General features: G+C 62.1%; 26 protein-coding genes and 1 other RNA gene. 7 read left to right on the top strand and 20 right to left on the bottom strand.

The window, feature by feature from the left end; translation table 11 throughout:
- Positions 1-3 precede the first annotated feature (3 nt).
- The 12 genes from murG to rsmI all read right to left on the bottom strand — a co-directional run bounded on the left by murG (position 4) and on the right by rsmI (position 12,718).
- Positions 4-1,074, bottom strand: a complete 1,071-nt coding sequence (murG, locus tag CXP40_RS04385; protein WP_106732778.1) for an undecaprenyldiphospho-muramoylpentapeptide beta-N-acetylglucosaminyltransferase — start codon at positions 1,072-1,074, stop codon at positions 4-6.
- Entirely contained in the window at positions 1,064-2,281 is a 1,218-nt protein-coding gene (ftsW, locus tag CXP40_RS04380; protein ID WP_099522447.1) for a putative lipid II flippase FtsW, read from the bottom strand. Before ftsW ends, murG begins: the two co-directional genes overlap by 11 nt.
- Positions 2,281-3,627: a UDP-N-acetylmuramoyl-L-alanine--D-glutamate ligase gene (gene murD / locus CXP40_RS04375; RefSeq protein ID WP_106732777.1), complete on the bottom strand. Its 1,347-nt coding sequence runs from the start codon at positions 3,625-3,627 to the stop codon at positions 2,281-2,283. Before murD ends, ftsW begins: the two co-directional genes overlap by 1 nt.
- Before the next feature lie 6 nt (positions 3,628-3,633).
- On the bottom strand, positions 3,634-4,716 hold the full coding sequence (gene mraY, locus CXP40_RS04370) for a phospho-N-acetylmuramoyl-pentapeptide-transferase (protein ID WP_099522448.1): 1,083 nt from the start codon (positions 4,714-4,716) through the stop codon (positions 3,634-3,636).
- Complete coding sequence (gene murF / locus CXP40_RS04365) at positions 4,717-6,087, bottom strand: UDP-N-acetylmuramoyl-tripeptide--D-alanyl-D-alanine ligase (protein ID WP_106732776.1); 1,371 nt, start codon at positions 6,085-6,087, stop codon at positions 4,717-4,719.
- Complete coding sequence (locus CXP40_RS04360; RefSeq protein WP_106732775.1) at positions 6,080-7,543, bottom strand: UDP-N-acetylmuramoyl-L-alanyl-D-glutamate--2,6-diaminopimelate ligase; 1,464 nt, start codon at positions 7,541-7,543, stop codon at positions 6,080-6,082. The genes murF and CXP40_RS04360 overlap by 8 nt, the downstream gene beginning before the upstream one ends.
- Positions 7,543-9,270: a penicillin-binding protein 2 gene (locus tag CXP40_RS04355; RefSeq protein WP_106732774.1), complete on the bottom strand. Its 1,728-nt coding sequence runs from the start codon at positions 9,268-9,270 to the stop codon at positions 7,543-7,545. The genes CXP40_RS04360 and CXP40_RS04355 overlap by 1 nt, the downstream gene beginning before the upstream one ends.
- Positions 9,267-9,560 (bottom strand): cell division protein FtsL, encoded by a 294-nt coding sequence (gene ftsL / locus CXP40_RS04350; protein WP_106732773.1) that lies wholly within the window; start codon positions 9,558-9,560, stop codon positions 9,267-9,269. The genes CXP40_RS04355 and ftsL overlap by 4 nt, the downstream gene beginning before the upstream one ends.
- Entirely contained in the window at positions 9,557-10,501 is a 945-nt protein-coding gene (gene rsmH, locus CXP40_RS04345) for a 16S rRNA (cytosine(1402)-N(4))-methyltransferase RsmH (RefSeq protein ID WP_099522453.1), read from the bottom strand. The genes ftsL and rsmH overlap by 4 nt, the downstream gene beginning before the upstream one ends.
- Before the next feature lie 2 nt (positions 10,502-10,503).
- On the bottom strand, positions 10,504-10,959 hold the full coding sequence (gene mraZ, locus CXP40_RS04340; RefSeq protein ID WP_003459315.1) for a division/cell wall cluster transcriptional repressor MraZ: 456 nt from the start codon (positions 10,957-10,959) through the stop codon (positions 10,504-10,506).
- A 308-nt stretch (positions 10,960-11,267) separates the two neighbouring features.
- Positions 11,268-11,615: RNase P RNA component class A (gene rnpB / locus CXP40_RS04335), an RNA gene on the bottom strand.
- A gap of 203 nt (positions 11,616-11,818) precedes the next feature.
- A complete protein-coding gene (rsmI, locus tag CXP40_RS04330; protein ID WP_106732772.1) occupies positions 11,819-12,718 on the bottom strand; it encodes a 16S rRNA (cytidine(1402)-2'-O)-methyltransferase in 900 nt (299 codons plus the stop codon).
- Between the two features lie 89 nt (positions 12,719-12,807).
- Between rsmI and CXP40_RS04325 the strand changes: the two genes are divergently transcribed.
- From CXP40_RS04325 to CXP40_RS04310, 4 genes are read left to right on the top strand one after another with little or no spacing between them, the layout of a single operon-like run.
- On the top strand, positions 12,808-14,616 hold the full coding sequence (locus CXP40_RS04325) for a penicillin-binding protein activator (protein WP_106732771.1): 1,809 nt from the start codon (positions 12,808-12,810) through the stop codon (positions 14,614-14,616).
- Entirely contained in the window at positions 14,613-14,972 is a 360-nt protein-coding gene (locus CXP40_RS04320; protein ID WP_106732770.1) for a YraN family protein, read from the top strand. Before CXP40_RS04325 ends, CXP40_RS04320 begins: the two co-directional genes overlap by 4 nt.
- A gap of 25 nt (positions 14,973-14,997) precedes the next feature.
- On the top strand, positions 14,998-15,591 hold the full coding sequence (locus CXP40_RS04315) for a phosphoheptose isomerase (protein ID WP_099522457.1): 594 nt from the start codon (positions 14,998-15,000) through the stop codon (positions 15,589-15,591).
- Entirely contained in the window at positions 15,588-16,121 is a 534-nt protein-coding gene (locus CXP40_RS04310) for a BON domain-containing protein (protein WP_106732769.1), read from the top strand. The genes CXP40_RS04315 and CXP40_RS04310 overlap by 4 nt, the downstream gene beginning before the upstream one ends.
- A 48-nt stretch (positions 16,122-16,169) precedes the next feature.
- Here CXP40_RS04310 and CXP40_RS04305 read toward each other — a convergent pair whose 3' ends face one another.
- The 7 genes from CXP40_RS04305 to rplM form a co-directional block, all read right to left on the bottom strand.
- Entirely contained in the window at positions 16,170-16,583 is a 414-nt protein-coding gene (locus CXP40_RS04305; protein WP_106732768.1) for a ClpXP protease specificity-enhancing factor, read from the bottom strand.
- A gap of 13 nt (positions 16,584-16,596) precedes the next feature.
- Positions 16,597-17,214, bottom strand: a complete 618-nt coding sequence (locus CXP40_RS04300; RefSeq protein WP_106732767.1) for a glutathione S-transferase N-terminal domain-containing protein — start codon at positions 17,212-17,214, stop codon at positions 16,597-16,599.
- A gap of 165 nt (positions 17,215-17,379) precedes the next feature.
- Positions 17,380-18,159 carry a cytochrome c1 gene (locus CXP40_RS04295; RefSeq protein WP_106732766.1) on the bottom strand — a complete coding sequence of 260 codons (780 nt, stop codon included), beginning with the start codon at positions 18,157-18,159 and terminating at the stop codon, positions 17,380-17,382.
- On the bottom strand, positions 18,159-19,370 hold the full coding sequence (locus CXP40_RS04290; protein WP_099522462.1) for a cytochrome bc complex cytochrome b subunit: 1,212 nt from the start codon (positions 19,368-19,370) through the stop codon (positions 18,159-18,161). The genes CXP40_RS04295 and CXP40_RS04290 overlap by 1 nt, the downstream gene beginning before the upstream one ends.
- Positions 19,370-19,963: a ubiquinol-cytochrome c reductase iron-sulfur subunit gene (gene petA / locus CXP40_RS04285; protein ID WP_099522463.1), complete on the bottom strand. Its 594-nt coding sequence runs from the start codon at positions 19,961-19,963 to the stop codon at positions 19,370-19,372. Before petA ends, CXP40_RS04290 begins: the two co-directional genes overlap by 1 nt.
- A 254-nt stretch (positions 19,964-20,217) precedes the next feature.
- Positions 20,218-20,610 (bottom strand): 30S ribosomal protein S9, encoded by a 393-nt coding sequence (gene rpsI / locus CXP40_RS04280; protein WP_003459292.1) that lies wholly within the window; start codon positions 20,608-20,610, stop codon positions 20,218-20,220.
- A gap of 14 nt (positions 20,611-20,624) precedes the next feature.
- Positions 20,625-21,053 carry a 50S ribosomal protein L13 gene (gene rplM / locus CXP40_RS04275; RefSeq protein ID WP_037004174.1) on the bottom strand — a complete coding sequence of 143 codons (429 nt, stop codon included), beginning with the start codon at positions 21,051-21,053 and terminating at the stop codon, positions 20,625-20,627.
- A 247-nt stretch (positions 21,054-21,300) separates the two neighbouring features.
- Here rplM and CXP40_RS04270 point away from each other — a divergent pair, with 247 nt between their 5' ends.
- Positions 21,301-22,338 carry an NADP(H)-dependent aldo-keto reductase gene (locus CXP40_RS04270; protein WP_106732765.1) on the top strand — a complete coding sequence of 346 codons (1,038 nt, stop codon included), beginning with the start codon at positions 21,301-21,303 and terminating at the stop codon, positions 22,336-22,338.
- A 59-nt stretch (positions 22,339-22,397) separates the two neighbouring features.
- Here CXP40_RS04270 and CXP40_RS04265 read toward each other — a convergent pair whose 3' ends face one another.
- Positions 22,398-23,537: an acyl-CoA dehydrogenase family protein gene (locus CXP40_RS04265; RefSeq protein WP_106732764.1), complete on the bottom strand. Its 1,140-nt coding sequence runs from the start codon at positions 23,535-23,537 to the stop codon at positions 22,398-22,400.
- A gap of 247 nt (positions 23,538-23,784) precedes the next feature.
- On the opposite strand from CXP40_RS04265, the gene CXP40_RS04260 reads away from it, so the two are divergent.
- Positions 23,785-24,690 carry a GlxA family transcriptional regulator gene (locus CXP40_RS04260; RefSeq protein ID WP_177429628.1) on the top strand — a complete coding sequence of 302 codons (906 nt, stop codon included), beginning with the start codon at positions 23,785-23,787 and terminating at the stop codon, positions 24,688-24,690.
- 132 nt (positions 24,691-24,822) lie between these two features.
- The gene (locus CXP40_RS04255; protein WP_106732900.1) at positions 24,823-25,785 is read left to right on the top strand and encodes a hypothetical protein; all 963 of its coding nucleotides are present in this window, start codon (positions 24,823-24,825) and stop codon (positions 25,783-25,785) included.
- Positions 25,786-25,814: the final 29 nt, after the last annotated feature.

Genomic DNA, 25,814 nt, shown 5'->3' with positions numbered 1-25,814 from the left:
GACTTAGCCACGCATCACCTCCTGGCAGATGTCGACCACCGTGCGGGTTGCATCGGGCTTGGCCAAGCGACGCGCGGTGGCGCCCATGACATTGAGTTTTTCCAGGTGCATCAGAACCTCGGTGAGCTGCGCGGCAAGCGTGTCCGCGTCAGTGGCATGTTGCGCAAGAAGGACAGCGGCGCCCTCCTTCGCCAGGTATTCGGCATTGCGGCTCTGGTGGTCGTCGATCGCGTGCGGCAACGGCACCAGAAACGATGGCAGCCCTGCTGCCGCCAGTTCGCTGACGGTCAGCGCGCCAGCGCGGCACACCACCAGATCGGCCCAACCGTAGGCGCGAGCCATGTCCTTGATGAAGGGCGCGACCTCGGCTTCGACCGCGGCATCGCGATAACGCTCCGCAGTGATTTCGGCATGTTGTTTACCGGCCTGATGAAACACCTGCGGACGCACGTCGGCGGGGATTTTCTCCAGTGCAGCCGGCAGCAATTTGTTCAGCGGCTCGGCACCCAGGCTACCGCCCAGTACCAGCAGTTTCGGCTTGCGGCCTACCAGCGGCTCGCGCGGCGTTTCCAGGAACAACTCCTCACGTACCGGGTTACCGGTGGTGCGCCGCTTGTCGGATACACCGAAGGTATTCGGGAAGGCTTCGCAGATGCGCGTGGCAATACGCGACAGCAGCCGGTTGGCGGTACCGGCCACGGCGTTCTGCTCGTGGATCACCAGCGGTACGCCGGCCATACGCGCAGCCAGGCCGCCCGGGCCAGTGACATAACCGCCCATGCCCAGTACGCAGACCGGCTGCAACTCGCGCACGATGCGGCGCGCCTGCAGCAGCGAACACAACAGCTGGACCGGCGCCTTGAGCAGCGCCAGCTTGCTCTTGCCACGCAGACCGCTGACGTTGATCAGGTGCAGGGGCAGGCCGGCTTGCGGTACCAGCTCGTTCTCGATGCCGCGCGGCGTACCCAGCCAATGCACGCTGTAACCACGCGCCTGGAACTCGCGCGCACAGGCCAGCGCCGGGAACACGTGGCCCCCGGTGCCGCCAGCCATGATCAGGACATTACCGCGCATGGGCGACCTCCTTGTTCGGCTCGGCGAAATCCTCTTCGCTGAACTCGATATCCTCGTTGCCCAGTACGTTGCGCCGCTCCCATTCGATACGCAGCAGGACTGCCAGGCTGACGCAGCAGATCACCAGCGACGAGCCGCCGTAGCTGAGGAAAGGCAGGGTCAGGCCCTTGGTTGGCAGCAGGCCGGTGTTCACGCCGATGTTAATCAGGAACTGGCCGATCCACAGGAAGGACAGGCCGTAGGCCACGTAGGCGGAGAAGAACTGCTTGGCCTTCTCGGCCCACAGGCCGATGTACAGGCCGCGCACGCAGACGAAGACGAACAGCGCCAGGGTCGCCAGCGCGCCGACGAAGCCCAGTTCCTCGGCCAGGACCGAGAAGACGAAGTCGGTGTGCGCTTCGGGCAGGTAGAACTGCTTCTGGATGCTGTTGCCCAGACCCACGCCGAACCACTCGCCACGACCGAAGGCGATCAGCGCCTGAGTCAGCTGGTAGCCCGAGCCATACTGGTCGGCCCAGGGATCGGTGAAGGTGATCAAACGCTGCAGGCGGTATTCCTGAGTCTGCACCAGAACGAACACGGCGCCGACTGCCAGGGCCACCATCAGGCCGAAGCGCAGCATGCCGACACCGCCGAGAAACAGCATGGCCATGGCCGAGCCCATCATCACCACGGTGGCGCCGAAGTCCGGCTCCAGCAGCAGCAGACCAGCCATCGGCAGCAGTACCACGAACGGCTTGAAGAAGCCCATCCAGCTTTCGCGCACCTCCTCCTGACGGCGCACCAGGTAGCCGGCCAGGTAGACGACGACGAAGACCTTGGCGATTTCCGAGGGCTGCACGTTGAACGCGCCGAAGCCGATCCAGCGCCGCGCACCGTTGACCTCGCGACCAATGCCGGGGATCAGCACCAACACCAGCAAACCGAACGCCGCCAGCAGCAGCATCCAGCCATAGCGCTGCCAGAAGCTCATCGGAATCATCAGCACGATGCCGGCGGCGCCAAGACCGATGACCAGATAAATCAGGTGGCGAATCATGTGATACAGCGGGTTGCCGGACAGCGCCGCTGCCACTTCCGACGACGCCGAGGTGATCATCACCAGGCCCAGGCCGAGCAGGCCGAGGCAACCCGCGAGCATCGGGAAATCGACATCTAAACCGCGACCGAACAGCGGCGAGGGACGCACGCGCAGGAAGCCGAGCATCAGCGCAGCCCTCCCACGGCCTGGGCGAACAGGCGCCCGCGTTCTTCGAAATTCTTGAACATGTCGAGGCTGGCGCACGCTGGCGACAACAACACGGCGTCGCCGGCCTCTGCCAACTCGCTGCAACGCTGCACGGCTTCGTCGAGGGTCTCGACCCGCACCAGCGGCGCCGCATCGCCCAACGCATCGGCAAGGCGCCCAGCATCACGACCAAGCAGTACCACGGCGCGGCAGAAGCGCGCGACTGGAGCCTTGAGCGCGGAGAAATCAGCGCCTTTGCCGTCACCGCCAGCGATCAGCACCAGCTTACCGGCGATATCCGCGCCCAGGCCTTCGATGGCTGCCAGCGCCGCACCGACGTTAGTGGCCTTGGAGTCATCGTAGTAACTCACGCCGCCGCGCTCACCGACCCACTGGCAGCGGTGCGGCAAACCAGCGAACTGGCGCAGGGTGGCGAGCATGGCGTCCATCGGCAGGCCTACGGCATGACCGAGCGCCAGCGCCGCCAGGGCGTTGGACTGGTTGTGCGCGCCACGAATCTTCAGCTCACTCACCGGCAGCAGCGCTTCGAAGCGAAACGCCAGGGATTTCTCGCCGTTCTCTTCGAGCAGGCCGAAGCGCTTGAAGTCGGGTTTGCCCAAGCCAAATTCCCAGCTGGTCACCTGGTCAGCGATCAGCGGACGCGACAGGGCGTCGTCACGGTTGATCACCACCTGACGGGCGCCACGGAAGATCCTGTGCTTGGCCAGGTGATAGGCCGGCAGGCCGCTGTAGCGGTCCATGTGGTCTTCGCTGATGTTCAGGCAGGTGGCCACTTCGGCGTTGAGTTGATCGGTGGTCTCCAGCTGGAAGCTGGACAACTCCAGTACATACAGCTCGACGTCGTCGGCCAGCAGATCCAGCGCCGGCGTACCCAGGTTGCCACCCACGGCGACGCGCTTGCCGGCAGCGACGGCCATCTCGCCGACCAGGGTGGTGACGGTGCTCTTGGCGTTGGAGCCGGTGATGGCGACTATCGGTGCCTTGGCGTGGCGGGCGAACAGGTCGATATCGCCGGACAGCTTCACCCCGCGTGCAGCGGCTTCGGCGAGCGCCGGCGTGGCCACGGCCAGGCCCGGACTCACGTACAGCTCCGAGGCGCGGCAGAGGAAGTCCACGTCCAGCTCGCCGCAGCGTACTTCCACCTGCGGGTAGTCACGCTTGAGCGTCTCCAGCTCCGGCGGGTTCGCGCGCGTATCGGCCACGGCAAAGCGCACGCCCTGCTGCGCCAGGAAGCGCACCAGGGACATGCCGCTCTTGCCGAGGCCAACAACGATGCGGAACTGGTCGGAAGCGATCAATGACACGCTCTATTACCTCAGTTTCAGGGTGGCCAGGCCGATCAGCACGAGAATCACGGTGATGATCCAGAAACGGACGATCACGCGCGGCTCAGGCCAGCCCTTGAGTTCGAAATGGTGGTGAATCGGTGCCATGCGGAACACGCGCTTGCCGGTCAGCTTGAAGCTGGCGACCTGGATGATCACCGACAGGGTTTCCATGACGAACACGCCGCCCATGATGAACAGCACGACTTCCTGGCGGACGATCACGGCGATGGTGCCCAGCGCAGCACCAAGCGCCAGCGCACCCACGTCGCCCATGAACACCTGCGCCGGGTAGGTGTTGAACCACAGAAAGCCCAGACCGGCACCGACCAGCGCGGCGCAGAACACGATCAACTCACCGGAACCCGGAACGTACGGAATCAGCAGGTATTCGGCGAAGTTCACGTTGCCCGACAGGTAGCAGAAGATCCCCAGCGCACCGCCGACCATCACGGTCGGCAGAATGGCCAGACCGTCGAGACCGTCGGTTAGGTTCACCGCATTACTGGTACCGACGATGACGAAGTAGGTCAGCACCACGAAGCCGGCGCCCAGGGGAATGGCGACATCCTTGAGCAGCGGCAGGATCAGGGTGGTCTCCACCGGGCTCTGCGCGGTCATATAAAGGAAGACGGCGGCAGCGAGGCCAAACACCGACTGCCAGAAATACTTCCAGCGGCTCGGCAGGCCACGCGAGTTCTTCTCGATCACCTTGCGGTAGTCGTCGACCCAGCCAATGGCACCAAACGCCAACGTCACGGCCAGCACCACCCACACATAGCGGTTGGACAGGTCGGCCCAGAGCAGGGTACTGACGGCGATGGCGGTGAGGATCAGCGCGCCGCCCATGGTCGGCGTGCCTTTCTTCGACAGGTGCGACTGCGGGCCATCGTTGCGCACGGATTGGCCGATCTGACGCACCTGCAGGGTGCGGATCATCCACGGGCCGAGCCACAGCGACAGCGCCAGGGCGGTGAGCACGCCGAGGATGCCGCGCAGAGTCAGGTACTGAAAGACCGCGAAGCCCTTGTGAAACTGTTGCAGGTACTCCGCCAGCAGCAGCAGCATTTAGTGAATCTCCCCAGATACGCCACACAGCGCCGCCACGACCTTGTCCATGGCAGCGCTGCGTGAACCCTTGATTAGTAGTGTGCTGCCGGCCTGCTCGGCGCGAAGCGCTTCGATCAGCTCGGCTTGACCGACGAAGTGACGGCCTTTTGAGCCAAACTCCTCGACCGCAAAACGCATCAGCGGGCCAACGGCATACAGTGCATCGACCTTGCCCGCAGCATGGCGACCGACATCGCGATGGCCCTGTTCAGCCCACTCGCCCAGCTCGCCCATGTCTCCCAGCACCAGAACGGTGCGACCGGAGAAGCCGGCGAGTATATCCACCGCCGCACACATGGACACCGGGTTGGCGTTGTAACTGTCATCGATGACTCGCACGCCGTTCGGCGCCAGCTGCGCTACGGCGCGGCCTTTGACCGGCTGCAGGTTTTCCAGGCCCTCGACCATGGCGACCAACGGCATACCCAGGGCATGAGCGGCAGCACAGGCAGCCAGCGCATTGGCCACGTTATGCTCGCCCAGCAGGTTGAGTTGAATGCGCGCGCTACCGGCCGGGCTACGCAGGGTGAAGCCCTGGCAGCCACGCTCGTCGCGGGCCAGATCGCTGCCGTGAAAGTCCGCGCGGGTGTCGCGCAAGGCAAAACTCAGCACCTTGCGTCCGGCTGCACGGCGCTGCCAGGTGACGAAGGCCTTGTCGTCAAGGTTGAGCACGGCCACGCCATCCTTCGGCAGGCCTTCGAGGATCTCGCCCTTGGCCTCGACGATCTTTTCCGGGCCGCCGAACTCGCCGACGTGGGCATTACCGGCATTGGTGATGATCGCTACCTGCGGCCGGGTGAGGCTCACGGTGTAGGCGATTTCACCCACATGGTTGGCGCCCAGCTCGATCATCCCGGCGCGATGCTCCGGCGCCAACTCCAACAGAGTCAATGGCGCACCAAGATCGTTGTTGAGGTTGCCGCGAGTGGCCAGTACCGCACCGTTCAAGCCGGCACGCAGGATGGCGGCGAGCATTTCCTTGACGCTGGTCTTGCCACTGGAACCCGTTACGGCAGCCAGCGGGCCGGTGAAAGCCTGACGATTCAGTGCCCCCAGTTGACCGAGCGCCAGGCGGGTGTCGGCCACCAGCAATTGTGGCAACGGGGCATTCGCCACTTCACGCTCGACCAGCGCGGCGACCGCGCCCTTGGCAGCGACTTCGGCCAGATAGTCATGACCGTCGAAGCGTGGACCGGTCAACGCCACGAACAACTGACCTGCAGCGATGGTGCGACTGTCGCTACCAACGGCGGAGAACGCCACATTGGCGCCGATCACGCGCGCGCTCAAGTCGTCGGCGACTTCGCTGAGCAACCAAGGCTTAAGCATGAGTCGCCTCCCAGGCCGCCAGAGCCTTGTTCGCTTCGATCAGGTCGGAGAACGGCTGACGCACACCCATGATTTCCTGGTAATCCTCGTGGCCCTTACCAGCCAACACCAGCACGTCGGCGACTTCAGCCTGGGCGATCAGTCGTGCGATAGCATCGCCACGGCCGTGAATGAATTGCACCTGCTCCGGCGCGGCGAAGCCTGCGCGAATATCGGCAACGATCTGCGCCGGCTCTTCCGTACGCGGGTTGTCATCGGTCACCCAGACCACATCGGCCAACCGCTCGGCAACCGCGGCCATCAGCGGACGCTTGCCGCGGTCACGATCACCGCCGCAACCGAACAGGCAGACCAAGCGCCCTTCGACGTGTGGACGCATGGCTTCGAGAACTTTTTCCAGCGCATCCGGGGTGTGCGCGTAGTCGACCACCACCAAGGGCTTGTCGCCGCCACCAAGGCGTTGCATGCGGCCAGCCGGCCCCTGCAGTTGCGGTAGAACCTTGAGAATCTCGTCGAGGCCGTAGTCCAGCCCCAGCAGCGCACCGACCACTGCCAACAGATTACTGAGGTTGAAGCGACCAAGCAGATTGCTGCGCAGCACGCCTTCGCCACGCGGGGTCACCAGACGTGCGCGTACGCCGTGATCGTCGAAGTGCGCTTCGCTGCAATAAAGGAAGGCGCCGGCATCATTCAGGCTGTAGCCGATCAGTCGCGACCCGTGCGCTTGCCCGGCCAGCTCACGACCGAAGGCGTCATCGAGGTTGATCACCCGGCAACGCAGATTTGGCCAGGCGAACAGCTTGGCCTTGGCCGCGCCATAAGCCTCCATGCTGCCGTGATAATCGAGGTGATCACGCGACAGATTGGTGAACACCGCAATATCGAACTCCAGCGCAGCGACACGGCCCTGGTCCAGGCCATGAGAAGAAACTTCCATCGCTACAGCGCGAGCGCCGGCCTGCTTGAGCGAGGCCAGGGTGGCCTGCACGCCGACCGGATCGGGGGTGGTGTGTTTGCCCTGTTCCAGCGCGCCATAGAATCCAGTGCCCAGGGTACCGACGATGCCGCAGGGCTGACCGAGCAGATCCAGCGCCTGGGCCAGCAATTGGCTGACGCTGGTCTTGCCATTGGTGCCGGTAACGCCGACCAGATGCAGGGCACGGCTCGGTTCGCCATAAAAGCGGCCGGCGATGGCAGACAGCTGTCCAGCGAGACCCTTGACCGGCACCAGCACGGCACTGTCGGCATGCATGGGCGCAGCGCCTTCGGCCTCGAAGGCTACTGCCGCCGCACCGCGGGCGATAGCATCGGCGATGTGTACGCGGCCATCCTGCTGGGTACCCGGCACAGCCAGGAACAGATCGCCCGGGCGCACCTTGCGGCTGTCCAGGGTCAGTTCACGAATCAGCACGCTGCCCTCGGCAGCTGGCAACAATTGATTGAGCGGCATGGGCATCAGTTGCGCCCTCCCTGGCCAACAGCGGCCATCTTCTGCTCAGGTGGCGGCAGATTGTCTGGCGCAATGTTCATCAGGCGCAGCGAACCCGCCATCACCCGGCTGAACACCGGCGCGGAAATCAGGCCGCCGTAGTAAGCGCCCTTGCCGGGCTCATCGATGACAACGACCAGAGCAATGCGCGGATCCTGCGCTGGGGCGAAGCCGGCGAACAGAGAACGGTAGGAATTGCTCTGGTAGCCCTTGGCACCAGCATTGGTCTTACGCGCGGTACCACTCTTACCGGCCACGTGGTAACCCGGCACCTGAGCACGGAACACGCCGCGCGGCGCCTCGACCACCTGCTGCAGCATGCCCTGCAGGGTCTTGGCCACGTTGGGCGACATGACCTGCATGGCGCTCGGCTTACTGTCCACGCGAATCATCGACAGCGGCGTCATGCCGCCGCCATTGGCCAGCGCCGCGTAGGCGTGCGCCAACTGCACGGCAGTAACCGAGAGGCCGTAGCCATAGGACAGCGTGGCGGTCTCCGCCTCACGCCATTTGCGATGGTTGGGCAGATTGCCGACACGCTCACCCGGGAAACCCAGGCCGGTATCGCGACCGAAGCCCAGATTGCTCAGCACGTGATGGATATTCTCTCCACCCACGTCGAACGCGATCTTGCTCATGCCGACGTTGCTGGAGTTGATCAGGATGCCGGTCAGGTCCAACGCGGGGCCTTGCGTGCGGGAAACGTCACGAATGCTGTAGCGACCGATCTGCAGGGTGCCGTTGCCAACCTGAACGATATCGCTGGGCTTCCAGCGACCGGTCTCCAGCGCAGCGGACATCGACAGCGGCTTGATGGTAGAGCCGGGCTCGAACACGTCGATCATGGCGCGATTGCGCATGGCAGCCGGGGTCAGGTTGCGGCGATTGTTCGGGTTGTAGGTGGGATGATTGACCATCGCCAGCACTTCGCCGGTCTTCACGTCGACCATCACCAGGCTGCCGGCCTTGGCATCGTTTTCCAGCAGCGCATTGCGCAGCTCACGATGGGCCAGATACTGCAGACGCAGGTCAATGGACAACGCCAAGGCTTTGCCAGCCTTGGCGTTCTGCGCAACCTGGACATCCTTGATCAACTTGCCACGGCGGTCCTTGAGCACCTGACGCTTGCCTGGCACACCGGCCAGCCAGTCTTCGTAAGCCAGCTCCATGCCTTCGCGACCGCGATCATCGATATCAGTGAAGCCGACGACATGCGCCGCCACTTCGCCAGCCGGATAGAAGCGGCGGAACTCTTCGATGGCATATACGCCCGGCACTTTCAGGTCCAGCACGCGCTGACCGTTTTCCGGGGTCAGTCCACGCACCAGATACATGAACTCGCGCTCTTTGTTCTGCTCCAGACGTGCGGCGAAGTTGGCCGGGTCCTGCCCCAGGGCCGCGGCCAACGCTGGCCACTGTTCACGACCAGCCTGCAGTTCCTTGCCATTGGCCCAGAGGGTGGTGACAGGGGTACTGACGGCCAGCGGCTCGCCGTTACGATCGGTGATCAGACCGCGGTGCGCAGGAATCGGGATATGCCGCACGCTGCGGGCATCGCCATGCGCTTTGAGGAAGTCATGATCGAGCACCTGCAGATCGAGCATGCGCCAGGCGATGGCGCCGACCATCAGCGCCAGCAACACCAGCACCAGGCGGAAGCGCCACGGGTAGAGTGCGCCCTCGAGCCCGATCATGGACGCACCATGCGCACGGCGGCAGGGTCGGGGATGTGCATTTTCAGCTGTTCGCTGGCCAGCGCTTCGATGCGGTTGTGTGCGGTCCAGGTGCTTTGTTCGAGAATCAGTCGCCCCCACTCGGCCTGCGTCTTGTCACGCACGCTCAGTTCGCCGTACAGGTCATTGAGCAGCAGACGATTCCAATGCGCGCTGTAAGACACCGCCACTGCGGAAACCAGGATGGCGATGAACAACAGCAGCATCAGGAAGCTGCCGTTGGGCATGGACTTGATCAGCCGACGGCTCACCGCAACTTCTCCGCGATGCGCATCACCGCGCTGCGCGAGCGCGGGTTGGCTTTGAGTTCGGCCTCAGCGGCGTAGACCGGCTTGCCGATCAGCTTCAGACGCGGCTCGAAGGCTTTCGGAATGATTGGCAGGTCACGCGGCAGCTTGTCCGCCTCGCCCTTGGCCTGACGCTTCATGAACTGTTTGACGATGCGATCTTCCAGCGAGTGGAAACTGATCACCACCAGACGGCCGCCTACTTCCAGCGTCTCGAGCGCTGCTTCGAGGCCGCGCTCGAGATCACCGAGCTCGTTGTTGACGTAAATACGGATGCCCTGGAAGGCGCGAGTCGCTGGATTCTTGCCCTTTTCCCAGGCCGGATTGGCAACGGTCAGCACCTGCGCCAGATCAGCGGTGCGGGTGAATGGCTGCTCGGCGCGGCGCTGCACCACGGCACGCGCCATACGTTTGGCGAAGCGTTCCTCGCCATAGTCCTTGAGCACACGGGCGATTTCGTCTTCGTCCGCCGTGGCGATCCAGTCAGCGGCACTGACGCCGACGTCCGGATTCATGCGCATGTCCAGCGGGCCGTCATTAAGGAAGCTGAAGCCACGCTCAGGGTCATCCAGTTGCGGCGACGACACACCAAGATCGAGAAGAATGCCGGAGACCTGACCACTGATGCCGCGGACAACAGCTTCTTCGCCAAGTTCCGCAAAACTGCGCTGCACAACGACAAAGCGGCCGTCTTCGGCCGCCAATGCTTCCCCGGTGGCTATCGCCAGGGGATCCTTGTCGAACCCCAAGAGCCGCCCATCTGGCCCAAGTTTCTGCAGGATCAGCCGACTGTGCCCGCCACGGCCGAAGGTGCCATCCATATAACGACCATCACCGCGCACAGCCAGCCCCTCGACGGCTTCGTCGAGCAGCACGGTGATATGGCGGAAGTTGCTATCGGTCATGGTCACAGGATCAGGTCACGCAGGTCATCGGAAAGGGCGCCCGGCTGCTTGATGGCAGCGAGGTCGGCTTCGGCTACGGCATTCCAGGAGTCTTCATCCCAGAGTTGAAACTTGTTCAGCTGACCGACGAGCATCGCTCGCTTGTCCAGCTTGGCGTATTCACGCAAACGCGGCGGCACCAGGAAGCGGCCACTGGCATCCAGCTCGAGATCGACGGCATTACCGATCAGCAGACGCTGCAGGCGGCGGTTCTCTTCACGAAAGGAAGCCAGCTCACGCAGCTTGTTTTCGATCAGCTCCCACTCGGCCAGTGGATAAACGCAAAGACAGGGGTCAACGGCGTCGATGGTCACGATGAGCTGGCCACTGCAACGCGCAACGAGCTCGTCACGATACCGACTCGGCATCGCGAGGCGCCCTTTGGCGTCGAGACTGATGGCGTTAGCTCCGCGAAACACGGCTGCGCTTCCCCTGTAATTAGCTTTCCATGCCCAAAAAAACCCACTTCATGCCACTTCTTACCACTTGCGCACACTATAGGAACGCGCACGCCCCACCGTCAAGGCGCTCCAGAAGGGAAAAATCCTTACAGGACGGAGATTTAGCGAACAAAAGCGAGGGGAAAAGGGATGCCGGAACCGGCTTTCTGCAGATAAATCTCAACCATTCCAGCCAGCTGAAATTCGAACTTAAAGTAATTTGTTAAGAGTAAGAATTTTTCGGTATCAAACAGGAGGGAGATAGAAGCACAACACGAGAAAGGAAGGAGGAGAGTCGATCTGTAAGCCGGGTTCTGTCGAGGACAGTCATTCCTCTACGACGTACATCACTGCACGCCTTTAGCAACCTACCCGGTTCCAGCGCGGGCCACGCCGATGGAACCCTATTTGGTCTTGCTCCGAGTGGGGTTTACCTAGCCACGGACTGTTGCCAGCCGTGCGGTGCGCTCTTACCGCACCTTTTCACCCTTACCGGCGCCGAAGCGCTTAGGCGGTTATTTTCTGTGGCACTTTCCGTAGGCTCACGCCCCCCAGGCGTTACCTGGCACTCCGCCCTATGGAGCCCGGACTTTCCTCCCCCTTCTTGCGAAGGCAGCGACTGTCCGATCGACTCTCCGCCGGCAAGGGTACCGGGCGTGATGGCAAGCTGCAAGCTAGACCGATGGCGAACGCCCTAGGGTCTGTACGAAAAGTCGCCGAGCGAAGGTCAGGCGAGGCAAAAACGGGTGAGGAAGCGGAGTTTACGAGATGTAAATGAGCATTCCGAACCCGCTTTTAACGAAGCATCACCGATGCGCAGGCACTTTTCGCATAGAGCCTAGGCCTTGCGCTCCAAGGCAACTTGATAAAGCAGATTCTTGCGCACTCCGGTGATCTCCGCCGCCAGCGCCGCGGCACGCTTGAGGGGCATTTCCGCCATCAGCAGATCGAGCACCCGCAGGGCTTCGGCACTGACAGCCTCCTCGCCCTCCGGCGCCTGCCAGCCTGCCACCAGCACTACGCACTCGCCGCGCTGCTGATTGCTGTCTGCAGCCACCCACTCGCTCAGCTCGGCCAGCGGCAGCCCCTGCAGGGTCTCGAAGGTTTTGGTCAGCTCACGTGCCAGCAGTGCGGGGCGATCACCGCCAAATACATCACGCATATCCTGCAGACATTCGAGAATACGGTGCGGCGCCTCATAGAAGATCAGCGTACGCGGCTCTTCCCGCACTTGCTCCAGACGCGCACGGCGCCCCGCAGCCTTGGCTGGCAGAAAGCCCTCGAAGATAAAGCGATCCGACGGCAGACCAGCCGCCGACAGCGCCGCGATCAAGGCACAGGCACCGGGCACCGGCACCACCGCGACGCCTGCGGCACGCGCCTGGCGCACCAGGTGATAACCCGGATCGGAGATCAACGGTGTGCCCGCGTCGGAAATCAGCGCCACATCCTCGCCAGCCTGCAGCCGCGCCAGAAAGCGGCCACCCTGATCGCGTTCGTTGTGTTCATGACAGGCAGCCAGAGGCGTCTCGATGCCGAAATGCTGCAGCAGGCGCGCCGAGTGCCGGGTATCCTCCGCCGCGATCAGCGCCACCTCACGCAGAATCCGCAAGGCCCGCGCGCTGATGTCATCCAGATTGCCAATGGGCGTGGCGACCACATACAGGCTGCCTGACTGGACGCTTGCGACTGCGGGCTGACTCACTGGAAACACCTCGTTAATTGAAAGAGCGCTCATTCTAGCCGGTTCCGCCCCAGTGGCATCGCACGGATGTCGCCCCTTGGGTACAATCGCCGCTCGTTTTGCTCAAGTATCAGGATGACCCGATGATCGCTAGCCTGCGCCCTCTTTCTGCTCTTTTTCTGGCCGGCCTGCTCGCCGCCTGCGCCAGCTCGCCCTCCAACAATCTGGGCCAACTGCCGCGCACGCCACAAGCCAGCATCGAGCAGATGCTTCAGCAAGCCGCGGAGAGCAAACCGGAACAGGCTGCCCTGCTACGCCTGTCGGCAGCTGACCAGAGTTACCAGCAGAATGACGTGGCGCGCGCCACCCGCATTCTCGAGCAGGTCGACATCGCCAGCCTGCAACCCGCTCAACAGATCTTCGCCAGCACCCTCAAGGCCGAGCTGGCGATGGCCCGCAAGCAACCCAAGAGCGCGCTGAAAGCCCTGCAACACTCCAGCGTCGAACGCCTCGCAGAGCTGCCGGTCGAGCAGCAGATCCGCACCCAGCTGGTCCGTGCCCGCGCCCTCGAAGCCGACGGTCAGACCCTGGCCGCCGCCCGCGAACGCGTATTCATCGCCCCCCTGCTGAGCGGCCAGGCCGCCCACGACAACCACGAGAATATCTGGGCTCTGGTCTCCACCCTGCCGGCGCAAACCTCCGCCGGGGCCGACAGTGACCTGGCTGGCTGGCTGGAGCTGGCCCAAGTGACCAAAAGCAGCGCCACACTGGAGCAGCAGCAAGCAGCCATCGACCAGTGGGTCGCACAGAACCCGCAGCACCCGGCTGCCGAACAACTGCCCGAGGCCCTCGGCAAACTGCGCGAACTGGCCAGCCAGCCACTGACCCGCATCGCCCTGCTGCTGCCACAGGAAGGCCAACTGGCCAGCGTTGCCCGCGCCCTGCGTGACGGCTTCCTCGCCGCGCATTACGAAGCCCAGCAAGCTGGACAGAATCCGCCAGACATCAAACTGTACGACAGCTCCCGCATCGGCTCGCTGGACGCTTTCTACCAGCAGGCACAAGCCGACGGCGTGCAACTGGTAGTCGGCCCGTTGGAAAAACCGCTGGTCAAGCAGCTCAGCGACCGCGAGCAACTGCCAATCACCACCCTTGCCCTGAACTACAGCGATGCAGGCCAGGAAGGTCCGGCACAACTGTTCCAGTTTGGCCTGGCCGCCGAGGACGAAGCCCGCGAAGTGGCTCGCCGCGCCTGGAACGACGGCATGCGCCGCGCCGTGGCCCTGGTGCCGCGCGGCGACTGGGGCGACCGAGTGCTGGATGCCTTCCGCCAGAGCTGGCAGGCGCAGGGCGGCACACTGATCGCCGCCGAGCACGTCGATCAACCGGTCGAGCTGGCCCGCCAGATCGCCGATCTGTTCCAGCTGCGTGAGAGCGAAGCCCGCGCCCGCCGTCTGCAAAACACCCTGGGCACCAGCCTGGATGCACAGCCGGCGCGCCGCCAGGACATCGATTTCATCTTCCTCGCCGCCACCCCGCAACAGGCTCAGCAGATCAAACCGACCCTGGCCTTCCAGTACGCCGGCGACGTGCCGGTCTACGCCACCTCGCACCTGTTCACCGGTGCTCATAGCCAGGCCCAGTATCAGGACCTGGAAGGCATCCGCTTCTGCGAAACCCCCTGGCTGCTCGATACCCACGCACCGCTGCGCCAGGAGGTCAGCAACCAGTGGCCGCAGGCCGGCGGCAGCCTCGGCCGCCTCTATGCCATGGGTGTCGACGCCTACCGCCTGGCACCACGCCTGGGCCAACTCAAGGCACTGCCGGAGTCGCGTATCGACGGCCTGTCCGGCAGCCTCAGCCTGAACGCCACCCAGCGCATCGAGCGCCAGCTGCCCTGGGCCGAGTTCCGTGGCGGCCAAGTGCAACGCCTCCCCGACAGCATCAATTGAGCGCATACAACGATCTGGGACGAGCCGCCGAACAGGCGGCTCGCCAGCATCTGGAACGTAACGGCCTGCAACTGATCGAACAGAACTGGAGCTGTCGGCGTGGCGAGCTCGATCTGGTCATGCTCGACGGCGATACAGTAGTATTCGTCGAGGTCCGCGCCCGTCGCCACAGCGCCTGGGGCGGCGCCCTGGAGAGCATCGATGCGCGCAAGCGTGGCAAGCTGGTCATCGCCGCCGAACTCTTCCTTCAGCAACACTCACGCTGGGCCCGCTACCCCTGCCGCTTCGATGTGGTCGCCATCAGCACTGGCGGCGCCACTCGCCTCGACTGGATCAAAAACGCCTTCGATGCCTGACGGCCGTACATTCAAGGTTTAACCGATGGACATGCAATCCCGAATCCGCCAGCTGTTCCAAGCCAGCATCGACACCAAGCAACAGGCCATGGACGTCCTGGCACCCTATATCGAGCACGCCAGTCTGGTGATGGTCCAGGCCCTGCTCAACGAGGGCAAGATTCTCACCTGCGGCAACGGCGGCTCTGCCGGTGATGCCCAACATTTCTCCTCCGAGCTGCTCAACCGCTTCGAGCGTGAACGTCCGAGCCTGCCGGCCATCGCTCTGACCACCGACAGCTCGACCATTACCTCGATCGCCAACGACTACAGCTACAACGAGATATTCTCCAAGCAGATCCGCGCACTCGGCCAACCCGGCGATGTGCTGTTGGCGATATCCACCAGCGGCAACTCAGCGAATGTCATCCAGGCCATTCAAGCTGCACATGATCGCGAGATGACCGTGGTCGCCCTCACCGGCCGCGACGGCGGCGGCATGGCCTCGCTATTGCTACCGGAAGACGTCGAAATCCGTGTTCCAGCCAAAGTCACCGCACGCATTCAGGAAGTCCATCTGCTGACTATCCATTGCCTCTGCGACCTGATCGATAGTCAATTGTTTGGGAGTGAAGAATGAAGCGTTCTGCCCTGATTCTGGCCGCCCTGGCCGTTACCCTGACCCTGGCGGGCTGCGGCAGCCGCAGCATCGGCAACAAGATCGATGACCAGTTCCTCGGTCCAGAAGTCGCATCGCGCATCAGCAATGCGCACGCCGACCTGTCCACCCCGACCTCGCGCATCATAGTCACCAGCTATAACGGCGTGATACTGCTTGCCGGGCAAACCCCGCGTAGCGAACTCAAGGATCGCGCCGCTCAGACCGCCCGCGGTGTACAGGGCGTGAAGAAGGTCTACAACGAACTGCAGGTGCAGCAACCCGCCTCCCTGCTGGCACGCAGCAACGATTCGCTGCTGACCACCAAGATCAAGACGCAGATGCTGGCCGACAGCAGCGTACCGAGCGCACGGGTCAAGGTCGTCACCGAGAACGGCATCGTCTACATGCTCGGCCTGGTCACCCGCGAAGAAGCCAACGCCGCTACCCGCGTGGTACAGAGCGTGTCAGGTGTGCAGCGGGTCGTGCGCCTGTTCGAATACACCAACTGATCCAAACGCAGAAACGACAAGGGCGCCCATGGGCGCCCTTTTCATTGTTTACTTGACCACTTTCAAACTCGGCCGGCCGCTGGGACGCGGCGGCTCGTCATCAGACGGCCCATCATCGTCCGGCCCCGATTCCTCAGGGCTGCCCGCCATCGACGGCTCCATGTCGAAAACCATGCCCTGGCCATTCTCCCGCGCATAGATCGCCAGAATCGCCGCCGCCGGGATGTAAAGGCTGTGCGCAACGCCGCCGAAGCGCCCTTCGAAACTCACCGCCTGATTGTCCATGTGCAGGTGACGCACCGCACTGGGCGACGCATTGAGCACGATCTGGCCGTCGCTGGCAAAGCCAGGCGGCACCTGGACCCCCGGATACTCGGCATTGACCAGAAGATGTGGCGTGCAATCGTTGTCGACGATCCACTCATAGAGGGCGCGAACCAGATAGGGACGACTGGAATTCATGGTTTCCTCCTTCTTAGCGCATCGCGCGCTCGGCAGCGGAAAGACTGGCCTGAAAGGCCTCACGAGCGAACTGACGCTCCATATAGTCGAGCAGCGGCTTGGCCGGACGCGGCAGTTCGATACCCAGAACAGGCAGACGCCAGAGAATGGGTAACAGACAGCAATCCACCAGACTCAGCTCTTCACTGAGAAAGAATGCCTTGTCTGCGAATAGCGGCGATACACCGGTCAAGCTTTCGCGCAGCTCCTTGCGCGCCAACTGACGCTCGGCCTCCTTGCTGCGCTTGTCGAGAATACGGTCGACCAGCACACACCAGTCACGCTGGATACGATGCATCAGCAGACGACTGTTGGCGCGAGCAACCGGATAGACCGGCAGCAGTGGTGGATGCGGGTAGCGCTCGTCCAGATACTCCATCACCACGGACGATTCGTACAGCACCAGGTCACGATCAACCAGCGTAGGCACGCTGCCGTAGGGATTGACCTCGGCAAGCTTGGGCGGACAACGGCCCTGCTCGACATCGATGATCTCGACGCTGACACCTTTCTCGGCGAGCACCAGACGCACGCGATGGGAATAGTGGTCGGCGGGGTCGGAGTAGCAGGTCAACCTATTGGTCACCGCCATGGCGATCCTCCTCGCTTTTTTTGATTTTGTAGAAACACGAAAATTGCCAAGGGCAATTCTTGAAGTTGCAAGTGACACACCGCAAGGTGGCCACCCGGAATGACAGGGCACAAAAACCTGCGCGCCCATAAGGGCGCGCAGGTATATGCAGAGAACCGCAACGGTTTAATGCACGTCCTTCCAGTACTCACGCTTGAGCAAGTAGGCGAACACGAAGAAGAACGCCAGGTACAACAGTACGTAGGTACCGATGCGCTGGGACTTCAGCTTGACCGGGTTGGCCGAATAAGCCAGGAAGGTCACCAGGTTCTTCACCTTCTCGTCGAACTCGGCCTCGCTCAGCGCGCCGGTGTTCGCCTCGACGGTCAACTGATCACAGGCCTCGTGCGTGATCGGTGCACCGGTCAGCGGGTCGAACTGCTTCTTGCCGTCGGTGACGACCTGAACCTGCTTGCAGCCGATGACCTGGTTACCTTGCAGGCCAACCAATACGTTGGGCATACCGACGTTCGGGAACACCTTGTTGTTAGCGCCCAGCGGACGGCTCGGGTCTGCGTAGAAGGTGCGCAGGTAGGTGTACAGCCAGTCGTTACCACGCACACGAGCAACCAGGGTCAGGTCGGGCGGAGCAGCACCGAACCAGGCTTTGGCGTCGTCCGGCTTCATGCCGATCTTCATGTGGTCGCCGATCTTGGCGTCGTTGAACACCAGGTTGTCCAGCATGATTTCGTGCGGGATGCCGAGGTCATCGGCAACACGCTCGTAACGCTGGTACTGGGCCGAGTGGCAGCCCATGCAGTAGTTGGCGAAGGTACGCGCGCCGTCCTGCATGGCAGCCTTGTCGGCCAGATCGATGTCGACCTTGTCCAGCGGGTAGTTGCTGGCAGCGCCCATGGCCAGAGCCGGCAGCGCAGCGAAAACAAATGCAGCGAAGAGCTTTTTCATCAGCCAGTCACCCTTTCCGGAACCGGTTTGGTCTTCTCCATCCTGGTGTAGAACGGCATCAGGATGAAGTACGCGAAGTACAGGAAGGTGCACACCTGCGACAGCAGAGTACGACCCGGGGTCGGAGCCAGCACACCCAGTACGCCGAGGATGACGAAGGAAATGCAGAACACCACCAGCCAGATTTTGCTCAGCCACCCCTTGTAGCGCATGGATTTGACCGGGCTACGGTCGAGCCAGGGCAGCACGAACAGCACCGCGATGGCAGCGCCCATGGCAATAACGCCGAGCAGCTTGTCCGGTACCGCACGCAGGATCGCGTAGAACGGGGTGAAGTACCAAACCGGGGCGATGTGATCAGGTGTCTTGAACGGGTTGGCCGCTTCGAAGTTCGGCTTCTCGAGGAAGTAACCGCCCATTTCCGGGAAGAAGAACACCACGAAGCAGAACACGAACAGGAACACCACTACGCCGACGATATCTTTCACGGTGTAGTAAGGGTGGAAGGCGATGCCGTCGAGCGGTACACCGTTCTCGTCCTTGAATTTCTTGATGTCGACACCGTCCGGGTTGTTCGAACCTACTTCGTGCAACGCCAGGATGTGCAGCACGACCAGGCCGAGCAGGACGATCGGCAGCGCGATCACGTGCAGGGCGAAGAAGCGGTTCAGGGTGATGCCGGAAATCAGGTAGTCACCACGGATCCACTGAGTCAGGTCATCGCCAATCACCGGAATGGCACCGAACAGCGAGATGATCACCTGGGCGCCCCAGTAGGACATCTGGCCCCACGGCAGCAGGTAGCCCATGAAGGCTTCGGCCATCAGCACCAGATAGATCAGCATGCCGAAGATCCACACCAGCTCACGTGGCTTCTGGTAGGAACCATAGAGCAGGCCACGGAACATGTGCAGGTAGACCACCACGAAGAACGCCGAAGCGCCGGTGGAGTGCAGGTAGCGCAGGATCCAGCCGTACTCGACGTCACGCATGATGTATTCGACGGAGGCGAAAGCACCCTCAGCCGAAGGCTCGAAGCTCATGGTCAGCCAGATACCGGTAACGATCTGGTTGACCAGCACCAGCAGTGCCAGCGAGCCAAAGAAGTAGAAGAAGTTGAAGTTCTTCGGTGCGTAGTACTTGGAGAGATGATCTTCCCACATCTTGGTGGCGGGGAAGCGCGCATCCACCCATTCCATGAATTTGCTCATCAGGCCTTCTCCTGGTCCACACCGACGACGATGATGTCATCCGTCTCGTAGCTGTATGGCGGCACCGGCAGGTTCAACGGCGCCGGCTGCGCCTTGTACACTCGACCGGCGAGGTCGTAACGGGAACCATGGCAGGGGCAGAAATAACCGCCAACCCAATCCGGCCCCATATCGGCCGGAGCCACTTCCGGACGGAAGGACGGCGAGCAACCCAGATGGGTGCACAGACCAACCAGGACCAGCAGTTCGGGCTTGATCGAACGGGTCTTCTTGTCCACGTACTCCGGCTGCACGGAGGCAGCGGATTCGGGGTCAGCCACGCTACCTTCGATCTTGGTCAGGTTGGCCAGGATCTCCTCAGTGCGGCGCACGATGAATACCGGCTGACCGCGCCACTCAGCAACCATCTGCTGACCCGCCTCGATCTTGCTGACGTTCACCTTCACCGGTGCACCGGCCGCCTTGGCCCTTGCACTGGGGAACCATGACCCCACGAACGGAGTCGCAGCACCTACCGCCCCTGCAGCACCCACCACGGAGGTGGCTGCAACCAGGAAGCGACGCCGGCCTGCATTCACGCCGTCATTGCTCATTCAGTCGTCTCCCATCAGCTTTGTGGCCTGTTGTTCAGGCCTCTACTAAGTAAAAATCGGGCCGCGCAAAAAATTCGCCAAATGGTAAAGAAAAGCCCCTTTTCTGACAAGGTAATTACCCCCGAAGAGGGCGGCGAAAGCCTTGGAGGATGCGGCTTACGCGTATGCGGCACGTTGTCGCAGCATTTTGCCATGCCCATAAAAAACGCCCAGCTCCGTAAGGAAACTGGGCGCTTTTGGAAGCGTAGTCGCGATTAACGCTTCGAGTACTGCGGACGCTTACGCGCTTTACGCAGACCGACTTTCTTACGCTCGACTTCACGGGCGTCGCGAGTAACATAACCGGCTTTACGCAGCGGGCTGCGCAGGGTTTCGTCGTACTCGATCAGAGCGCGAGTGATGCCGTGACGGATGGCACCAGCTTGACCACTGACACCACCACCAGCAACGGTGACGAAGATGTCGAACTTCTCGACGGTCTCGGTCAGCTCCAGCGGCTGACGCACGACCATGCGAGCAGTTTCGCGACCGAAGAAGGTGTCCAGGGTGCGATTGTTGATCGAGATGTTACCAGTACCCGGACGCAGGAAAACGCGCGCGGTTGCGGTCTTGCGACGGCCAGTGCCGTAATTTTGAGTCGCCGACATAATGAACTATTCCGTTAAATCTTCAGTTCTTGGGGCTGCTGAGCGGTGTGCGGGTGAACAGCACCCTTGTACACCTTCAGCTTACGATACATGTCGCGACCCAGCGGGTTCTTCGGCAGCATGCCTTTGACCGCAGTCTCGATCACGCGCTCAGGAGCACGAGCGATCAGCTTCTCGAAGTTGATCTCTTTGATGCCGCCCGGGAAGCCGGAGTGGGAGTAGTACATCTTGTCGCTGGTTTTGGCACCAGTCACACGCACCTGCTCGGCATTGATTACGACGATGTAGTCGCCGGTATCAACGTGAGGAGTGTACTCAGGCTTGTGCTTGCCACGCAGACGGCTCGCGATTTCGGTGGCCAGACGACCCAGGGTCTTGCCAGCAGCATCAACGACGAACCAATCGCGTTTTACTGTTTCCGGTTTAGCAGTAAAAGTTTTCATTCTTTATAGCCTCAGGGGCCGCCCAGCAAAAATAGACGGCGGATCTTACTGGATAGTGCGTACTTTGACAAGTCAAAGGCAGCCGCATACGGACGCTATCGGGGGCTCGGGTCAGCGCGTCCACAATACGGCAAGATTCTTCGGCAGGCGGCGCATCACTTCCACCGCAGAAAGAGGTGCCGGATTATCCTGATTGCGAAAAAAATTTCAACCTGCTTGTATGACTCTTTTGCCGAAGGAGCACCTCATGGAATACCGCAAGCTAGGCCGAACCGATCTCGATGTCAGCGCACTGTGCCTGGGCACCATGACCTGGGGCGAGCAGAACAGCGAGAGCGAAGGCCATGCCCAGATCGAGCGGGCCAAGGCCAGCGGCATCAACTTCATCGACACCGCCGAGATGTATCCGGTACCGCCGCGCGCCGAAACCTACAGCAAGACCGAGCAGATCATCGGCAGCTATTTCAAACAGCGTGGCGACCGCGCCGACTGGATTCTGGCCAGCAAGATCGCCGGCCCCGGCAATGGCATCAGCCATATCCGCGACGGCCAGCTGAAATTCAACCGCCAGCACATCGTCACCGCCCTGGATGCCAGCCTCAAACGCCTGCAGACCGACTGGATCGACCTCTATCAGTTGCACTGGCCGGAGCGCCCGACCAACTTCTTCGGCCAGCTCGACTACAAGCACAAGGACGTTGAATTCACGCCACTGGAAGAAACCCTGGAAGTGCTCGACGAGCAGGTCAAAGCCGGCAAGATTCGCCATATCGGCCTGTCCAACGAAACCCCGTGGGGCACCATGAAGTTCCTGCAGCTGGCCGAAAGCCGTGGCTGGCCGCGCGCCGTGTCGATCCAGAACCCCTACAACCTGCTCAACCGCGCCTTCGAGGTGGGTCTGGCGGAAGTGGCTATTCGCGAACAATGCGGCCTGCTGGCCTACTCGCCACTGGCCTTTGGCATGCTCAGCGGCAAGTACGAAGGAGGCGCCCGTCCGGCCGGCGCACGCATCAGCCTGTTCAGCCGCTTCGCCCGCTACACCAACCCACAGTCGGAGGCAGCCTGCTCGCGCTACGTCGCCCTGGCCCGCGAGCACGGCCTGGATCCGGCGCAAATGGCCCTGGCCTTCGTCACCGCGCAGCCGTTCGTGACCAGCAACATCATCGGCGCCACCAGCCTGGAGCAACTGGACAGCAACCTGGCCAGCGCCGAGCTGAAGCTCTCCGACGAAGTGATCGCCGGTATCGAGGCAATTCACAAGGCGCAGCCCAACCCGGCGCCCTGATCCAGCGCGCAATAAAAAGCCCGGCACAATGCCGGGCTTTTTATTGCCATCAACCACCCTCAGACCAGGGAGCGAGCGATGATCTCCTTCATGATCTCGTTGGTCCCGGCGTAGATGCGCTGCACCCGTGCATCGGTCCAGGCCCGCGCCACCGGGTACTCCCACATGTAGCCGTAGCCACCGTGCAGTTGCACGCACTCGTCGAGCACCTTGCATTGCAGGTCGGTACCCCAGTACTTAAGCATCGCGGCGGTGGGCACATCGAGCTTGCCGTTCAGGTGCAGCTCTAGACAGCGGTCGACGAATACCCGGCCGACCTGAATTTCCGTCGCCATCTCGGCCAGCTTGAAACGGGTGTTCTGGAAGTCCGACACCGCCTTGCCGAAGGCCTTGCGCTCGCGGGTGTAATCGAGCGTCCACTGCAGCGCCGCCTCTGCTGAAGCCAGGGCGCCGATGCCCACGGTCAAGCGCTCCTGCGGCAATTCCTGCATCAGATAAGCGAAGCCCATGCCCGGCTGACCCAGGAGGTTTTCCTTGGGTACGCGCACATCCTGGAAGAACAGCTCGGAGGTGTCCTGCGCCTTCATGCCCACCTTCTCCAGGCGCTTGCCCTTAGAGAACCCGGGCGTGTTGGCCTCGACCAGGAACAGACTGGTGCCCTTGGCGCCTGCCTTTGGGTCGGTCTTGGCCACGACGATCACCAGATCGGCCAGCCAGCCGTTGGTGATGAAGGTCTTCGAGCCGTTGATCACGTACTCGTCGCCATCGAGCACAGCGGTTGTCTTAACGCCCTGCAAGTCGGAACCGGCGCCCGGCTCGGTCATGGCGATGGCAGTAACCATCTCGCCGCTCACCAGCTTGGGCAGGTAATGCTGCTTCTGCGCCTCACTACCGTAGTGCAGGATGTAGGGCGCGACGATATCCGAGTGCAGGGAGAAGCCAATGCCAGTCAGCCCCAGGCGCCCTATCTCCTCGATCACCACGGTGCTGTAGAGGAAATCGGCCGCCATGCCGCCGTACTCTTCGGGGATATGCGAGCAGAGCATGCCGGCCTCGCCCGCCTTGTTCCACAGCGCGCGATCGACATGACCGTCTTTCTCCCACTGACGATGATGGGGAACGGCCTCCTGCTCGAGAAACTTGCGCACGCTGTCGCGAAACAATTCATGGTCGGAGCTGAATATCGTTCTGGGGATCATGGCGCTACCTGTATCCGAGGCAAAGAGAAAAACAAGGCCTCGACTTTAGCCAAGCAACCGCTTGGTCACACTGGACACAAACGCCAAAAAATAAGACGATCCAGCCGTCGCATGACCACTTAGCCTTGAATAAGAACAAATACCTATGGTTATCCCGCAGCCACGTACTACCTTGCGTCGTGTCAGCATTCTCGCCACCGATGGCGTCTTCGCTTCCACCCTGATGCAGGCCAAGGACTTCTTCCACATGGCCGGCATCCGTTATGCCAAGCAACAGGGGCTTGGCTTTGCGCCACCGTTCGAGATCCACCTGGTCAGCCCGGACGGCCTGCCGGTGAACAGCTTCAGCAATGTCCGCCTGCCGGTGGACGGCGGCCTCGACAGCTGCGACGTGATTATCCTGCCCGCCTTCTGGGACGACTTCGACGCCCTGTGCAAGCGCTACCCACAGGTACTGGACTGGCTCAAGCGTCAGCACGCCGATGGCACGGCGATTTGCGGCGAGGCCAGCGGCGTATTCTGGATGGCCGAGGCCGGCCTGCTCGATGGCAAGGAGGCGACTACCTACTGGCGCTTCTTCCGCGAATTCGCCGAGCGCTTTCCCAAGGTACTGCTCAATCAGGAAAAACACCTGTCCGACGCCGACAACCTGTACTGCGCCGGCGGCGTCACCTCGGCCTGCGACCTCTATATCTACTTGATCGAGCGTTACTGCGGGGCCGGCGTGGCCCAGGGCGTGGCACGTGACATCCTCTACGAAGTGCAGCGCAGCTATACCCCCGGGCGCATCGGCTTCGGCGGGCAAAAGCTGCACCAGGACGTCACCGTACTGCAGATCCAGCACTGGCTGGAAGAACACTACGCCGACAAGTTCCGCTTCGAGGACGTGGCGCGCGAACACGGCATGAGCATCCGCAACTTCATGCGCCGCTTTCAGGGCGCCACCGGCGACAAACCGCTGCACTACCTGCAGCGCCTGCGTATCGAAACAGCCAAGAGCCTGCTCTCCTCCACACGCAAGAGCATCAAGACCATCAGCTACGAAGTGGGCTACGACGATGCGAGCTTCTTCGCCCGCCTGTTCCGTCAGCACACCGAATTGTCACCCAACCAGTACCGCCGCCAGTTCCAGCAGAAAGACAACCAAGCCTGACGGCCGCCCTGCCCAGTCAGGCCGCAAGGCTTCAAGTAGCGGGTAAAGCGCCAGCCCACCCTTGGTTAGGTTGGCGCCCTGCCGCAGCACCCTATGATCGACGGTGAACATAAAAACAACAGGTTCACCGCCATGCGTCGTTTATTGATTGCCCTGCTTGCCATCTGCAGCCTCAGCGCTGTGGCGGCCGATAACTGGAAACCCTTTCCCCTCGACCAGAGCGCCTATGACTACAGCGGCGACAAGCTGCGCCAGGCCTGGCCGCAGCTGACACGCGGCTTCGGTGACTATCCCTTCCCTGACGCCGGCTGGGTGGTGAGCATGGCCAGCCAACATCCACAAACCCTAGGGAAAACCGTGGCGGCCGGCACCGGCTTTAGCGGCAAGCCTGAGGAGGCCGAAGCCTATGCGCAGAAACTGCAGGAAGTCTGGCGCCTGCTGTTCCGCGGTGACTTCGCCCAGGCCAAGGAACAGGGTATGGCACTCGGCGTTGGCGGCCAGATACCGGCGATGTTCGCCCAGGTGATCTACGCCATGTTCCTGGTGCCCGATCAAACCGAGAAACATCGCCTGCTCGAAGAGGTGATTGCCTATACCGATGACGCAGGCGAACTGATACAGGCCGACATCGTCGCGCAGTTCGGCCGCGTCTACGCCAAGGCACGCCTGGGTGAAGAACTGTCAGTGCCGGTGGTAATCAAGCGTGGCTACACCTCGCAGATTCCCCAGGAGCTCGACGCCCTGCTGGCCAAACAGCCCAAGCAACCCTTCGCCCTGGCGCTGTACGGCGGATACGAAGCTGGGGTAATCCACAAGGTCGGCAAACTGGTGGGCAAGATGACCTACGGTGTCAGCGCCGACAAGATGGAAACCTACTTCCAACGCAGCTTCCAGGCCCGCGACGATCTGCCCATCGGCCATTACGAATATGCCAATGCGCTGACCTACGTGTACGGCGATGACGAAGAAGGCAAGGTCATCGAGCACCTTAAACGAGCCGTGGCGATAGAACCGATCAGCGCCATGGAGGCACTGGAAGTGGCGCATGCGCAGAAGATTCTCGCCCAGCACCAGCAGAAGCTGGCGAAGAACTGAAAAGCCGACCGTAGAGTGCGTACGCGCAC

This window comes from Pseudomonas sp. YY-1, assembly GCF_002843095.1.
In the GTDB taxonomy this organism is placed as follows: domain Bacteria; phylum Pseudomonadota; class Gammaproteobacteria; order Pseudomonadales; family Pseudomonadaceae; genus Aquipseudomonas; species Aquipseudomonas sediminis_A.
Note: the sequence above shows the minus strand (reverse complement) of the source record. Positions and strands in the feature narration are given on the sequence as shown.